Origin of the sequence: Streptomyces sp. NPDC004629 (assembly GCF_042873595.1) — a bacterium.
Taxonomy (GTDB): Bacteria; Actinomycetota; Actinomycetes; order Streptomycetales; family Streptomycetaceae; genus Streptomyces.
On the sequence record NZ_JBIALO010000010.1, the window covers coordinates 152,825 to 166,313 of the forward strand.

Sequence of the window (13,489 nt, forward strand, 5' to 3'; positions counted from 1 at the left end):
CGCCGAACCCGGCGGACCGATGCGTGGTCGCACCCGGTGGCCGAACCGGCTCTGACGGCGAGGGCGTGTCCGCCTCCGTACGTCGATCTCGGAGGGGAGGCTTCACACATGCATGCCGTACTGCACGCACTGTCGATCACCGGGTCCATGACCTGGGAGATCACCTGGGCACTGATCCTCGGCTTCGCCCTGTCCGCCGTCGTCCAGGCCGTGGTCCGCAAGTCCACCGTCGTCTCCCTGCTCGGTGACGACCGGCCCCGCACCCTCGCCGTCGCGGCGGGCCTGGGCGTGGCGTCCTCGTCCTGCTCCTACGCCGCGGTGGCGCTGGCCCGCGCGTTGTTTTGCAAGGGAGCGAACTTCACCGCCGCGATGGCCTTCGAGATCGCCTCCACCAACCTCGTCGTGGAACTCGGCGTCATTCTCGCGCTGCTGATGGGCTGGCAGTTCACCGTCGCCGAGTTCGTCGGTGGCCCCGTCATGATCGTCCTGCTGGCCGTGCTGTTCCGGCTGTTCCTGCGCGAGGAACTGCTGCGCCGGGCCCGACGGCAGGCGAATCGGGGGCTCGCCGGGTCGATGGAGGGCCATGCCGCGATGGACATGTCCGTCCGGCGCGAAGGCTCCTTCACCCGCCGCCTGCTCTCCCGTGAGGGATTCACCGCCACCAGCCATGTGTTCGTCATGGAATGGGCGGCGATCCTGCGCGATCTCATCGTCGGCCTGCTCATCGCCGGCGCCATCGCCGCCTGGGTCCCGGACTCGTTCTGGCGCGCCTTCTTCTTCGACGGCCACCCGCTCGCCGCCAAGCTGTGGGGACCCGTCGTCGGCCCGCTGGTGGCGATGGTGTCGTTCGTGTGCTCGATCGGCAATGTGCCGCTGGCGGTGGTGCTGTGGAAGGGAGGGATCAGCTTCGGCGGCGTGGTGGCGTTCATCTTCGCCGACCTGCTGATCCTGCCGATCCTCAACATCTACCGGAAGTACTACGGCGCGAAGACGGCCGCCTTCCTCCTGGTCACCTTCTACCTCGCGATGGTCCTCGCGGGATACGCCGTGGAGTTCGCCTTCGGCGGCCTCGGCCTCGTTCCCGACCAGGCGGCCGCGAAGGTCCCGATGGAAGGCGTCCGATGGAACTACACCACGTGGCTCAACATCGTCTTCCTCGCCCTGGCCGCCCTGCTCGTGGCGCGGTTCGTACGGACCGGCGGCCCCACCATGCTCCGCATGATGGGCGGTTCACCCGACACCGGCCATGCCGCCGCCGGCCGGGGACGGCACGGATCCCCCGCGGGGGACGCCCCCGACGAACCCCGCTGAGCAGGGCCCTGCGGCAGCCCGGCGCAGGCGGCACAACACATGGTTGTGGCGTGCCGGACGACAGGTTGTTTGATCCGACGGCGTGGTCCTCGCTTTGATGCGGGCGGACAGCGGATGGTGTTCGGGTCGGCGAGAGGTGAGTGGGGCATGCCGGGTGGGCGGGCGCTGGGGCGGCGGTTTCGATGGCTGTGGACGGCCTACGCGGTCAGCTCGTACGGTTCGGGGTTCGGGTTCGGCGCGTTCGCCCTGATTGCGGTCCTCGTGCTGCACTCCGGGCCGGCCCAGGTGGCGGCACTGTCCGCCGCGGGGCGGGCGGTGGGGGCCCTGGTCGCGGTGCCGCTCGGACCATGGGTGGAGTTCCGCCGCAAGCGGCCCGTCATGATCGCGATGGACCTGACCCGGTTCGCGGCGCTGATGAGCGTCCCGGCCGCGTTCGCGTTCGGCCGGCTCGGTTTCGCTCAACTCCTTGTCGTCTCCGTCGTCGTCGCCGCGGCCACCATCGCCTTCAACGCGGCCGGCGGAGCGTTCCTGAAGGCGTTGCTGCCACCGGAGGACCTGCTCGTCGCCAACGCCCGTTTCGAGTCCACGACATGGAGCGCGACGACGGTCGGACCACCGCTCGGCGGCGCGGCGATCGGGCTGTTCGGGCCGATGACGACCGTGACGGCCGATGGGCTCAGCTACCTGCTCTCGGCACTGGGCATCCGCGCCATCGGCGGGAAGGAGCCACGCCCCCGGCCGACCGGTGCACCGCGGCTGCGGGCGGGCGATCTGCTGGAGGGCTGGCGTCACATCCTCACCCACCCCGGGCTGCGCCCGCTGTTGCTCAACGCGATGGTGGTCAACGGACTGATCATGGCGTCGGAGCCGCTGCTCGCCGTACTCCTGCTGGGCCCGCTCGGGTTCGCGCCCTGGCAGTACGGTCTCGCGTTCGCGGCTCCGTGCGTCGGCGGCCTCGTCGGCTCGCGGCTGGCGCGCCGGCTCGTGGCACGGTTCGGGCAGCGCAAGGTGCTGCTCACATCCGGGGTGCTGCGGGCCTGCTGGCCCGTCGGACTGGCGTTCGTCCGGCCCGGTGTTCCCGGGCTCGTGCTGATCATCGTCGTCCAGTTCGGCCTGGTCACCTGCTGCGGGCTGTTCAACCCGGTGCTGGCCACCTACCGGCTCGACCACACGCCGGCGGACCGGGTCGCCCGCACGCTGTCCGCGTGGTCGGTGAGCACCAGCGCCGCCATCGCGGCCCTGACCGCCGTGTGGGGTCTGCTGGCCGCTCTCACCGGCCCCCGCACCGCGATCGCGGCCGCCGGAATCCTCCTCCTGGCCACCCCGCTGCTGCTCCCGCTCCGCGTGAACGCCCGCCGGACCAGCGGGGAACCGGCCGTGAGCCTTCCATGACACGCGGCGCGCCCCGCGGCGTTCGCCGCCGTCGGCCCCGTACCGCCGGCGCCGCACCCCGGTCCGGGCGCTCCCGTCGCGGCGCGAGAGCGGCGGCGACCGCGCGGATCAGGTGAGTTGCACGCAGCCGTCCACGTCGACCACCGAGCCGGTGGCGTAGCCGTCGGTCATCAGGAACACCGCGGCCGAGGCGACGTCCCCAGGCAGGCCGACGCGGGCCGTGACGGATGTGGGGGACCCCCATCGCGGCGGAGCCGCATATCGATACAACCCCACGCCCCTTCGGGGCGCTGTTTCGAACCTCACCCGGAGCGCAGTCGGGCCTCGCACCACTGTCTGGCCGTTACGGCGACCTCTTCCAGGGCGCCGGGTTCTTCGAACAAGTGGGTCGCGCCCGGAACGACGCGCAGCGCATGCGGGGCCACGAGCCGCCGGGCCGCTTCCTTGTTGAGTTCCAGCACCTGCTGGTCCTGCCCACCGACGATGAGCAGTACCGGGGCCGCCACCCGCTCCAGGGCGTCGCCCGCGAGGTCGGGCCGGCCGCCTCGCGACACCACGGTCAGCACGCGGTCCGGCCGTTCGGCCGCGGCCACCAGTGCGGCGGCCGCGCCCGTACTGGCACCGAACAGCACGACGGGCAGACCGCGGGTGTCGGGCTGCTCCCGCAGCCAGTCGATCGCGACCACGAGCCGCCGGCCCAGGAGCCCGATGTCGAAGCGATGCTCGGCGGTCAGCGCGTCGTGCCGCTCCTCCCGTTCGCTGAGCAGATCCATCAGCAGCGTGCCCAGGCGGGCGGTACGCAACTCGGCGGCCACCCTCCGGTTGCGCGAGCTGTGCCGGGAACTGCCGCTGCCGTGTGCGAAGAGCACCACCGCCCGTGCCGGTGTCGGCACAACGAGGTCGCCGGGGAGCGTGGCGTCACTGGTGGGCAGCATGACCATCTCGGAGATCATCGCGTCACCTTCTTCCCCCTGTGCCGCCTGCGGATCGCTGCGACGGGGATGTCCCGTACCGCGTACCCCGGCAAGTCCCGGGCCTACCTCCGAGGCGGCCGGTCCTTCGCGGGTTGTGCTCGGCACCGGCACGCCCCGCCCGTCGCCCCCGTGCCGCGCCGTTCCCACCCGGCTCAGGGACTCCGCCAGCGATCGTCGGGCAGGTGGCTGCCGGCCTGCGGCCCCATCCGCAGCATCCCACCGTCCACCACCCAGGAGGCACCCGTGACATAGGAGGCGGCCGGACTCGCGAGGAAGGCGATCACCGCGGCGACCTCACGGGCGTCGCCGGGGCGGCCCAACGGCACGCCGGGCCGCCGCTCGGCGGTGACATCGGTGTCCTCCTGGCCGGTCATCGGCGTGGCGATCTCACCCGGCGCGACGGCATTGGCGGTGATCCCGTGTTCGGCCAGCTCCAGGGCCATGACCTGGGTGAGCAGCCCGAGCCCGCCCTTGGCCGCACAGTAGGGCGCCGCGCCCACCCGCGGCTGGTGTTCGTGGACGCTGGTGACGTTGATGATCCGGCCTCCGTCGCCCTGCGCGATCATGCGCTGAGCGGCGCGCTGACCGCACAGGAACGGCCCCACCAGGTCCACCTCGATGACCTCGTGCACGGTGTCGAGGGCCAGATCGAGGAACGGCGTCATGGTGCCGGTCCCCGCGTTGTTGACCAGGACGTCGACCCTGCCCAGCTGCTCCGCCAGCAGGTCGATGACCCCGGCGGCATCCGGGAGCCGGGTGAGGTCCAGGTGCTCGACCGCGGCACGGCGTCCTCGCGCGCGTACCTCGTCCGCCGTCCGCTGTGCCCCTTCGTGATCGCGGTGCCAGGTGATGCCGACGTCCAGACCGTCCGCCGCCAGCCGGACGGCGGTGGCACGGCCGATGCCGGAATCGGATCCGGTGACCAGGGCCACGGGGGCGGTACGAGGGGCGGGGGCGTCTTCATGCGGTGCCATGAGGGCTCCAGGTGTCGCGTCCGATGCGTGATCCGGCGTCGTGCCGCAGGCCGCAGGCAGGGCCGGGCACGGGCCGCAACGGCACCGCCCTCGTCCCCGGCGATGTCACTCACTTCCGGCGTTCCCGCCGCACGGCTCCCCGGATCTCGGGCACCGCGTACCCGTCACGCCGCCCACCACACAGGGCGGTCCGCGTCGCAGCACGGCACAGGGCGGCCGACGGCAGCCGCACATGTCTTTCCCGGCGACGCGCAACACCTCGCCGCTCGCGGGGTACTCGACGACTTCACGCGCAGGTCGACTGCGCCGACGCAGGCAGGAGGCCGCCATGGCCGAGATGAGCCCGATCGATCTTCAAAAGGCCCTGAAGGGCGCCGACTACCCGGCAAGCCGTGACGATCTCGTCTCGCTGGCCAGGAGCAACGGCGCGGATGACAAGATCGTGGACAAGCTCTCGCACGCCGGGACCCGCCGGTTCGACGGTCCCAACGACGTGCAGAAGGCAGTCTTCGGCAGCGAATAGGGACTACGCCCCGGGGACCGGCTCGCGCCCGCGTGATCGCCGGTCCCGCAGGCCTGATGTGCGCTTCCGCGGTGATTGCCGCGCCTTGCGCAGGGCACCCGGACGCCGTGGAGCGGCGACGGCGGATTCTCCTGACGGGGTGGTTCAGCTTTCTGGAGGGCGAGGCCACGGCCGGGGACCTGCTGGCTCTGGACCGGGTACGGGACGAGCTACGGCGCGCCGGATGGGACCACGACATCGCCTGGAGTCCCGGATTCCGCCCGGAAGGCCCGTCGCTCACGCACGTACGGCCCGATGCCTACTCGCACCTGGTCTTCGTCTGCGGACCCCTGCACGGACCGCAGATCGAGCAGCTGCACCTGCGCTTCCCGCACTGTGTCCGCATCGCCGTGGGCACCTCGGTCCTCGACGCCCGGAGCCCCGCCCTGGACGGCTTCCACCATGTGCTGGCGAGGGACGCTCCGGGCACGGCTCCGACGCTGGACCTGGCGGCCCGGGCGCCGTCCGCGCACGCCCTCCCGCTGGTCGCGGTGATCCTCACGCACGGCCAGGGGGAGTACGGACCGCGTCGGCGGCACGGGCGGGTCGCCCGGCAGGTGACACGGTGGCTGTCCGGACGGGACTGTGCGCGCCTTGAGCTGGAGACCCGGCTGGACAGCCACGACTGGCGGCTGAGCACCACGCCGGCCCAGCTGGAGACGGTGGTCTCCCGCTGCGACATGGTCGTCACCGACCGCCTGCACGGGCTGGTACTCGCGCTGCGCGCGGGCGTTCCCGCACTGGCCGTCGACCCCGTCGCGGGCGGCGCCAAGGTCACCGCACAGGCGCGCGCCTGCGGCTGGCCCGCGCTGCTGCCCGCCGACCAGGTCGACGCCGCCGCGCTGGATCACTGGTGGCAGTGGTGCACGACAGCCGGGCAGCGGCTCGCCGGGCAGATCGGCTCCCGGTTCCGGTCGGGCGCCCCGCCGGACACCGCGGACGACCTCCTGCGGATCCTGGCCCCGTAGCGGCCGACCCCTGCGCCGACGATGTGACACGCGGCGGCTCCGCAGGGGCCGCCCCGCATTCGCTGCGTGCGAAGACGCGCCCGGTCCCTTTTGTGCGCCGCCGGCTTCACGTCATGGCGCCGGCACGGCCGCGCGCCCCGAAGCCGAGGCGGTGCACGGGCAGATCGCCACCGAGCAAGAAGGTGCCGGAGGCCTCGGCGGGACGGGAAACGGAAGCGGTGGTCATGTGGTGTCCTTCGGATGAGGGGACGGTGAGGGCGCCCAAGGTCTTCCCCGTGCTCGGCCGGTCACACCGGGCGGCCCGCACCTCACCGGCGCGGCGCGCACCGGGAGCGCGAGGAGACTCTCGCCGGGCGATTCCCTACCATCCTGGTCCGCCGACCGCCGCGTCGCACCTCGCGGCGATCCCGCGCCCGTGCGGCGCGGGGCGTACGCTCACGACGGCGGCGCCGACCAGGCCCCTTCACGCATGATCACCCGGCCGGACAGCTCCGATTCGCCCCGCCAGGCACGCACCGTCCTCGGCACGACACGCAGATAGACAAAGGCGTCGTCCTCCGCGCGCGGGTCCCACCCGAACTTCTCGGCGAACCTGTCCGCCGCCTGCGCCGGCACGTCCTGGTCCGAGAAGCACCGCGCCTCTCCGAGGAGCAGCACCACATCGAAGGAGTCCGGCAGTGCCAGGCGTACCCGCGGTTCCGCGCGGACGTTGCGCACCGTGGCGGAGGCCGCGCCGGTGCACACCCACACCGCTTGCCCGTCCCACGAGAACCACAACGGGACCTGGTGGGGCCCGTGCTCGGGATGGGCGGTGGCCAACCAGATGTCCCGCTCCGTGGCAAGCCGCGTCAGCGTCTCACGTGTGCGTGCGGCCACCGAGCGAGGGACGGTTCGCGTGTTCTGCATGGCGCCGACCCTAGCCAGCTGGTTCGAAACGCGCATGGGGCCGCGGCCCTACGTCTCACGACGGACCCCTGCGGACTCTGCCGCACCGGCCGCGAGGGGCGGCGGCCCGGCACCGCGGGGCACGTCCGAGGCGAGCGCGGGACCGCGTGGACGCAGGGGAACACCACGGTTACGGACAGTGCGGGGACGCCATCGCCCTCATCGCTCCACCCGGCTCCGGTTGCGACGGCGCCGATGAGTCGCTGGACTGACTCAATGACGCCGACACCTTCACTCCACCGATGATCTCGCTCGGGTGATCGCGGCCGGCGAACCCCATGACGTTCGCACGCCGTATTCCGGCCGTGCCACCCGCCCGACACCCGGACAACCCGGCACCGGCCGGGGACCAGCACTAAGGAAACACCATGACCTGCAGCATCGCCCGCCGGGCCTCGATCGCACTCGCCTCCGCGGCCGTCGCCGTGCCGGCACTCCTCGCCACCGGCGGCCCCGCCTCGGCGGCGACGGCTGCGCCCGGCGCCGGAGCCACGGTCGTCTCCCACACCGACCGCTCCGCACACACCGACCGCACCCCCGGTCCCCAGCACTGGGCGGAGATCTGCAAGCAGGTGAACCGGGTCGGCGGCGTCAAGATCGTCCCTCGCGCCGACCAGCAGGGGCACGCGGGTGACGCCGCCCGGATCCGCTGGATCTCGGACCAGATCAGGTGGCTGTGCACACATGGATGATCCGGCGCTTCGGCATCGGTGATCCGGCCCGGCCGGTCCGGGGAAACCAGTGGACTTCCCCGGTGGATAGCGGCCAGATGATCGTGCACATTGGAGATATGGCCGTCGGGCGGTACCTCGTCCGTGTGTGGCAGCGGTGGCATTCCAGTCAGGCGCTGGTCGTGCTCCCGCTTATCCTGATTGTGGCGATCATGCTGGCCGACATCCAGTCCCCGGCCCGTGTTCACCTCGGTCCGCTGCTCGTCGCGGCCCCCGCCATCACCACGTCCTTCGCCGGACCCCGGTTGACCGGACTGATCGGAGCGCTGGCCCTGGGCGCCCAGGCATTCCTGGCCGCACGCAGCGGCGGAGTGGCCACCACCAACAACGTCGCCCAGCTGGTCGGACTCGCCGCCCTGTCGGTCTTCTCCGTGCTGGTGTGCTGGGTGCGTGACCGGCACAAGGAGCAGCTGGCCCGGGTGCGGTCGGTCGCCGAGGCCGCGCAACGGGCCCTGCTGCGCCCGCTGCCCGACCGCCTCGGCCCCTTGCACATCGCGTGCTCCTACCTGGCCGCGGAGAAGGAGGCCCACATCGGCGGCGATCTGTATGCGGTGGCACGCACCGCCGAACGAACCCGCGTGCTCATCGGTGACGTCAGGGGCAAGGGACTCTCCGCGATCGGGGAGGCGGCCATGCTGCTGGGCTCCTTCCAGGAGGCCGCCCACCAGCACACCACACTCCAGCTCCTGGCCGACGCCCTCGACCGCAGCGTCCACCGCTACCTCACACAGTTCCCCGAAGCCGACGAGGAGGCACAGGAGCACTTCATCACCGCACTGCTGCTGGAGATCCCCGACCACAGCCCCGTGGTCCGCATGACCGTGTGCGGGCACCCGCCGCCCCTGCTGCTCCGACACGGCAAGGTGACGTCCGTCGCCAGCCCGCACACGGCACCGCCCCTGGGCACGTGGGAGCTGGTGCCGGACACCCGCACCATGCACGCGTTCTCGTTCCTCGCCGGTGACACCCTCCTCCTCTACACCGACGGCGTCGTCGAGGCCCGCGACCCGGGCCGCGTTTTCTACCCCCTGGAGGAGCGGGTCGCCTTCTACGCGAAATGCAGCCCCCCGACGCTCGTCCACCACGTCCGGCAGGACCTCCTCTCCCACACCGACGGCGCCCTCGGCGACGACGCGGCCATCGTCGCCATCCAGCGCACACCCACCGCACTGAGCGGGCTCCACCTCAGTGATCTCCACCTGAGCGATCTGCTGCACGGCGCCAGCCGTCACGGACGGGCCCACGCACGCCATGAACAGGCCGTCTGAGCAGGTCCGGCACAGTCCACTGCGGTTCGACAGCGCCCTGAAGGGGCGCGGGGAACTGCGCGACCAGCCACGATGATGCCGCGGACGACCGACGGCGCATCGCGGCATTTCCAGCGGAGCGCTCAGCTCAAAGGCCCGGGGGGCCGGGGGCGGGGCGGGCCGCCCCCGCCGCGCCGCGTGGGTGAGCGTGCCCGGACAACGGCCGTCGTCCGCCGACCGTGGACTCGCGCGCGTCCAGCCGGTGCGGGGCCAGATGGACCTCGAACGGCAGGGGCTGCGTCGCGCGGATCCGGGTCGCCAGACACTTCACGGCCAGCGAGGCGATCGCGGCCTTGTCGGGGACGACGGATGTCAGGGACGGGGTGCTGTAGAGCGCTTCTTCCGAGCCGTCGACGCCCACCACGGCGACATCCTCGGGAATCCTCAAGCCCGCCTCGTACAAGGCGCGTTGCGCGCCGACGGCCAGCATGTCGCTGAAGCAGAAGACCGCGTCGGGCCGCACGCCCGCGGGCAGCGCCGTGAGGGTGCGCATCGCCCGCAGTCCGTTGTACCGGTTGAACTCCCGCACGCGCGGCGCGAGCCGCGGGTCATAGGTCAGCCCGGCCTCGTGCAGGGCGAGTTGGAAGCCTTCCAGGCGCTGGCGGCTGGTCTCCGACGTCTTGTGGTCCACGCCGATCGCGGCGATCCGGGTACGGCCGAGACCGACCAGGTGCGCGGTGGCGTCGCGCGCCGCCGCGACGTTGTCGATCAGCACGTGGTCGGCCACGACCCGCTCGCGCTCATAGCTGCGCTCGCCGAGCAGAACGAGCGGGAACTCGTTGGCGGCAGCGGCCAGTTCATCGGGTGCGACATGCAACGGTGACAGGATCACGCCGTCCAGCAGGGACGCGCCGATGCCGGTGGCGAGGCGCAGTTCCTCCGTCGCGTCGCCCAGGGTCTCCTCGATGAGGACGGTGAGGCCCAGCGCCGCGGCCTGTGCCCGCACATGATGGGCCAGCTCCGCGAAGTAGGGCATGGTCAGTTCCGGGACGGCCAGGGCGATCAGACCGCTGTGCCCCGTGCGCAGACGGCGTGCCGACGGGTTCGGCCGGTAGCCCAGCTCGTGCACGGCCTGCATCACCCGCCGACGGGTGGCTTCGGACACCCGCGGAGCATGACGTACAACGTTGGAGACAGTCTTGATGGACACCCCTGCCCGCTCCGCGACGTCCTTGAGTGTCACCGCTGTCACCGACCAACCCCCTCACCGTGGTTCCCCGGATTATGCACGAGCGCACCACCGGCGTCAGCCCTGAGGACCGCATGGAAATCCCTTTCTGACAGGGGGTTGACCCTGGCGACGCCCCACGGTTACAACGTTGGAACCGCACGCCGACGGTCGCGTCGGCGGCAGCTCGGACGGCCGCCCCACCTGGGCGGCCGAGCCCGCCCGCCCCGACGAGACGGCGCCGCTCGCGGGCTCGCGCCGATGCCGCCATCCCGAACCCACGCTCTGCGCAGTGGCCCGTCCGTCCGCCGCACGAGAGGATCCGTATGTCTCCGCATCGTTCCCCCACCCCGCTGCGCACAGCCGTGGTCGGCACCGGGGGCATCGCCCGCTCCAGCCATCTGCCCGCGCTGCGGACGCTGGCCGGCGAAGGCGAGGTGGACGTCGTCGCCGCGGTCGACGTCGACGGGCGGGCGGTGCGTGCGTTCGCCGCCGAAACCCAGATCCCGTACGCCTCGACGGACCTCGACGCGACGCTGGCCGAGGTGCGCCCGGATCTGGTGGTGCTGTGCACACCTCCGGCGGTGCACCGGGAGCAGTGCGTGGCCGCGCTCCGGGCGGGAGCCTGGGTGTGGTGCGAGAAACCGCCGTGCCCGTCGCTGGCGGACTTCGACGCCATCGAGGCGGCGGAGCGGGCCGGCGGCACGGGAGCATACGCGTCCATCGTCTTCCAGCACCGCTTCGGCTCCGGTGCCCGCCATGTCCGCCGGCTGCTCCGGGCCGGCGAGTTAGGCCGTCCGCTGGTGGCCCACTGCCAGACCACCTGGTACCGGGATGCCGCCTACTACGCGGCTCCGTGGCGCGGCCGGTGGGCGACCGAAGGCGGCGGCCCGGCGATGGGGCACGGGATCCACCAGACGGATCTGCTGCTGGACCTGATGGGGCCCTGGAGCGAGGTGCGGGGCATGGCGGCGCGGCTCGTGCACGCCGTGGAGACCGAGGATGTCTCCACGGCGCTGGTGCGCTTCGCGAACGGCGCCGTCGGCACCGTCGTCAACAGCGTGCTCAGCCCGGACGAGGTCAGCCGGATCCGCATCGACTGCGAACGCGCCACGATCGAACTGACCCACCTGTACGGATACCGCAACGCCGACTGGCGCATCACCCCCGCGCCCGGTGTCCCCGAGGAGACCGCGGCGGCCTGGCGCGACTTCGGCGCCGACGAGCCCAGTTCGCATGTGGCCCAACTACGCGTCCTGGTCGCCGACATCAGGGCCGGCCGGCGCCATCCCAGCAGCGGCACCGGCGGCCGGCGCACGCTTGAGTTCATCACCGCCCTGTACAAGTCCGCGTTCACCGATGCCGCCGTCCACGCCGGGGACATCGGCCCAGGCGATCCCTACTACACCGCACTGCACGGCGGCGCCCAGGGCTGGGCGCCGGCCGCCGCCCGCAAGGAGGCAGCCCCCGCATGACGCTCGCACTCACTCACGCCCACGGCGACCGCATCACCGTGACCCACCAGGCCACCGGAACCGAGCTGTTCGCCTACGTGTACCGTCCCGAGGCCGCGTGGGAGGCGCCCAAGCCCTACCTCCACCCGATCCGGACCCTGTCCGGCGCGCTCGTCACCGACTACCGGCCCAACGACCACCGATGGCACAAAGGGCTACAGCTGACGGCCTCTCATCTGTCGGGTCAGAACCTGTGGGGCGGCAACACCTATGTGCACGGGCAGGGATACCTCGCGCTGCCCGAGAAGGTGGGCTCCATGGCCCATGCCGCCTTCGCCGAGGTCGCGGCCGAAGATGACAACGTCGTCATCGCCGAGCGCCTGACCTGGCACCCGTACGACGGTGAACTGTGGGCCGAGGAAGAGCGCCGGATCGAGGTGTGCGAGGTCGACCCGGACGCCGGCAGCTGGTCGTTCACCTGGACCTCCGCCGTGACCAACCGCCGTGACGAACCCCTGCGTTTCGGCAGCCCCACCACGCATGGCCGTCCGGCCGCCGGATACACCGGGCTGTTCTGGCGCGGCCCGCGCGCCTTCCGCGACGGGCAGGTCTTCACGGCCGGGACGACCGGCGGCGACCTGATGGGAAGTCAGGCACCCTGGCTGGTGTACGTAGGTGAGCACGACGGGCGCGACGGCCATGCCACCCTCGTCTTCGAGCACGCGCCGGCCAACGACCACGCGGGCGACAAGGGGACGCACCCGGCCCACTGGTTCGTGCGCACCGACCCGTTCGCCGCGGTCGCGCCCTCCTGGGCGTTCCACGAGGAACTGGTCCTCGCCCCCGCGGACACGCTGGCCCGCAGCTACCGGGTGACCGTCGCCGACGGCGCCTGGGACCGCGAGCGGGTCGCCGCGCAGCTGCGGGGGCGGCCGTGGTGAGCGCGACGTACGACGGATTCCCCGCGGCGGTCGGCGTGTCCCGGCTGAGCGTGTACGACTGGCCCACCCTTGACGGCCGGCCCGGCGGAGGCACGCCGCACATGCACCTGACGTGCAGCGAGGGATACGTGGTGACGGCCGGCCGGGGAACGGTGCAGACCCTCACCGCCTCCGGCTACGAGGAGACACCCCTGGAACCGGGCACGGTGGCCTGGTTCACGCCCGGCACGATCCACCGGCTGATCAACGACGGCGGCCTGCAGATCACCGTGGTGATGCAGAACAGCGGCCTGCCCGAGGCGGGCGACGCCGTGCTCACCCTGCCCCAGGACCGCCTCACCGACACCGACACCTACGCGCACGCGGTCCGTATCCCCGCCGACGCTCCCGAGACCGAGCAGGCCAAGGTCGCGCGCGCCCGCCGCGACCTGGCGACCCGCCGTTTCCAGGAACTGCGGAAGGCCACCGCGAACGGCGATCCGGAGCCGCTGGCGGCCTTCCACCGGGCGGCCGCCGCACTGGTGCGGACCCGACTGGACGCCTGGGAACAGCGCTGGCGCTCCGGCGCCCACGCCGCCGCGACGGCGACCGGAACCCAACTCCGGGCGCTGCGCGAGAAGGACGAGCGGCATCTCGCCGCGGCCCGGGTCGCCGCGACCGGTCCCACCGCACGCGGACGCTTCGGCATGTGCGGCCGCCTGGACGTCTACCCCGGCATCTGACCCCGTTGCCCCTACGACAGCAGGGGCTCGGCCGCCAACC

General features: G+C 72.2%; 14 protein-coding genes. 9 read left to right on the top strand and 5 right to left on the bottom strand.

Going from position 1 to position 13,489, the window contains the following annotated elements:
- The first annotated feature begins 108 nt into the window (after positions 1-108).
- Both ACFYTE_RS17405 and ACFYTE_RS17410 read left to right on the top strand, forming a co-directional pair.
- Complete coding sequence (locus ACFYTE_RS17405) at positions 109-1,311, top strand: permease (protein WP_388710428.1); 1,203 nt, start codon at positions 109-111, stop codon at positions 1,309-1,311.
- A 147-nt stretch (positions 1,312-1,458) separates the two neighbouring features.
- Positions 1,459-2,703, top strand: a complete 1,245-nt coding sequence (locus ACFYTE_RS17410) for an MFS transporter (RefSeq protein ID WP_388710429.1) — start codon at positions 1,459-1,461, stop codon at positions 2,701-2,703.
- Positions 2,704-2,811: 108 nt separating this feature from the next.
- Here ACFYTE_RS17410 and ACFYTE_RS17415 read toward each other — a convergent pair whose 3' ends face one another.
- The 3 genes from ACFYTE_RS17415 to ACFYTE_RS17425 form a co-directional block, all read right to left on the bottom strand.
- Complete coding sequence (locus ACFYTE_RS17415; RefSeq protein ID WP_388710431.1) at positions 2,812-2,973, bottom strand: hypothetical protein; 162 nt, start codon at positions 2,971-2,973, stop codon at positions 2,812-2,814.
- Positions 2,974-3,005: 32 nt separating this feature from the next.
- Positions 3,006-3,656: a dienelactone hydrolase family protein gene (locus ACFYTE_RS17420; protein ID WP_388710433.1), complete on the bottom strand. Its 651-nt coding sequence runs from the start codon at positions 3,654-3,656 to the stop codon at positions 3,006-3,008.
- Positions 3,657-3,829: 173 nt separating this feature from the next.
- On the bottom strand, positions 3,830-4,651 hold the full coding sequence (locus ACFYTE_RS17425) for an SDR family oxidoreductase (RefSeq protein WP_388710435.1): 822 nt from the start codon (positions 4,649-4,651) through the stop codon (positions 3,830-3,832).
- Positions 4,652-4,979: 328 nt separating this feature from the next.
- On the opposite strand from ACFYTE_RS17425, the gene ACFYTE_RS17430 reads away from it, so the two are divergent.
- On the top strand, positions 4,980-5,174 hold the full coding sequence (locus tag ACFYTE_RS17430; protein WP_388710437.1) for a DUF2795 domain-containing protein: 195 nt from the start codon (positions 4,980-4,982) through the stop codon (positions 5,172-5,174).
- 56 nt (positions 5,175-5,230) lie between these two features.
- Complete coding sequence (locus ACFYTE_RS17435; RefSeq protein WP_388710439.1) at positions 5,231-6,181, top strand: polysaccharide pyruvyl transferase family protein; 951 nt, start codon at positions 5,231-5,233, stop codon at positions 6,179-6,181.
- Between the two features lie 435 nt (positions 6,182-6,616).
- Here ACFYTE_RS17435 and ACFYTE_RS17440 read toward each other — a convergent pair whose 3' ends face one another.
- Positions 6,617-7,087 (bottom strand): pyridoxamine 5'-phosphate oxidase family protein, encoded by a 471-nt coding sequence (locus ACFYTE_RS17440; RefSeq protein ID WP_388710441.1) that lies wholly within the window; start codon positions 7,085-7,087, stop codon positions 6,617-6,619.
- A 407-nt stretch (positions 7,088-7,494) separates the two neighbouring features.
- Between ACFYTE_RS17440 and ACFYTE_RS17445 the strand changes: the two genes are divergently transcribed.
- Together ACFYTE_RS17445 and ACFYTE_RS17450 are read left to right on the top strand one after the other, a co-directional pair.
- Complete coding sequence (locus ACFYTE_RS17445; RefSeq protein WP_388710443.1) at positions 7,495-7,818, top strand: hypothetical protein; 324 nt, start codon at positions 7,495-7,497, stop codon at positions 7,816-7,818.
- A gap of 98 nt (positions 7,819-7,916) precedes the next feature.
- A complete protein-coding gene (locus ACFYTE_RS17450; protein WP_388710445.1) occupies positions 7,917-9,125 on the top strand; it encodes a PP2C family protein-serine/threonine phosphatase in 1,209 nt (402 codons plus the stop codon).
- A 127-nt stretch (positions 9,126-9,252) separates the two neighbouring features.
- Here the strand turns inward: ACFYTE_RS17450 and ACFYTE_RS17455 are convergent, their stop codons facing one another.
- Positions 9,253-10,356, bottom strand: a complete 1,104-nt coding sequence (locus ACFYTE_RS17455) for a LacI family DNA-binding transcriptional regulator (RefSeq protein ID WP_388710446.1) — start codon at positions 10,354-10,356, stop codon at positions 9,253-9,255.
- Between the two features lie 302 nt (positions 10,357-10,658).
- Between ACFYTE_RS17455 and ACFYTE_RS17460 the strand changes: the two genes are divergently transcribed.
- Genes ACFYTE_RS17460 through ACFYTE_RS17470 form a run of 3 tightly spaced genes read left to right on the top strand, consistent with a single transcriptional unit; the run spans position 10,659 to position 13,449 of the window.
- Entirely contained in the window at positions 10,659-11,807 is a 1,149-nt protein-coding gene (locus ACFYTE_RS17460) for a Gfo/Idh/MocA family protein (protein WP_388710448.1), read from the top strand.
- Positions 11,804-12,727, top strand: a complete 924-nt coding sequence (locus tag ACFYTE_RS17465) for a PmoA family protein (RefSeq protein ID WP_388710450.1) — start codon at positions 11,804-11,806, stop codon at positions 12,725-12,727. Before ACFYTE_RS17460 ends, ACFYTE_RS17465 begins: the two co-directional genes overlap by 4 nt.
- Positions 12,721-13,449, top strand: a complete 729-nt coding sequence (locus ACFYTE_RS17470) for a cupin domain-containing protein (RefSeq protein WP_388710451.1) — start codon at positions 12,721-12,723, stop codon at positions 13,447-13,449. The genes ACFYTE_RS17465 and ACFYTE_RS17470 overlap by 7 nt, the downstream gene beginning before the upstream one ends.
- Positions 13,450-13,489: the final 40 nt, after the last annotated feature.

Excerpts from the sequence above, each read along its gene's own strand:
- ACFYTE_RS17405 (WP_388710428.1), top strand. The coding sequence starts at position 109 with ATGCATGCCGTACTGCACGCACTGTCGATCACCGGGTCCATGACCTGG.
- ACFYTE_RS17410 (WP_388710429.1), top strand. The coding sequence starts at position 1,459 with ATGCCGGGTGGGCGGGCGCTGGGGCGGCGGTTTCGATGGCTGTGGACG.
- ACFYTE_RS17420 (WP_388710433.1), bottom strand. The coding sequence starts at position 3,656 with ATGATCTCCGAGATGGTCATGCTGCCCACCAGTGACGCCACGCTCCCC.
- ACFYTE_RS17425 (WP_388710435.1), bottom strand. The coding sequence starts at position 4,651 with ATGGCACCGCATGAAGACGCCCCCGCCCCTCGTACCGCCCCCGTGGCC.
- ACFYTE_RS17430 (WP_388710437.1), top strand. The coding sequence starts at position 4,980 with ATGGCCGAGATGAGCCCGATCGATCTTCAAAAGGCCCTGAAGGGCGCC.
- ACFYTE_RS17435 (WP_388710439.1), top strand. The coding sequence starts at position 5,231 with ATGTGCGCTTCCGCGGTGATTGCCGCGCCTTGCGCAGGGCACCCGGAC.
- ACFYTE_RS17440 (WP_388710441.1), bottom strand. The coding sequence starts at position 7,087 with ATGCAGAACACGCGAACCGTCCCTCGCTCGGTGGCCGCACGCACACGT.
- ACFYTE_RS17445 (WP_388710443.1), top strand. The coding sequence starts at position 7,495 with ATGACCTGCAGCATCGCCCGCCGGGCCTCGATCGCACTCGCCTCCGCG.
- ACFYTE_RS17450 (WP_388710445.1), top strand. The coding sequence starts at position 7,917 with ATGGCCGTCGGGCGGTACCTCGTCCGTGTGTGGCAGCGGTGGCATTCC.
- ACFYTE_RS17460 (WP_388710448.1), top strand. The coding sequence starts at position 10,659 with ATGTCTCCGCATCGTTCCCCCACCCCGCTGCGCACAGCCGTGGTCGGC.
- ACFYTE_RS17465 (WP_388710450.1), top strand. The coding sequence starts at position 11,804 with ATGACGCTCGCACTCACTCACGCCCACGGCGACCGCATCACCGTGACC.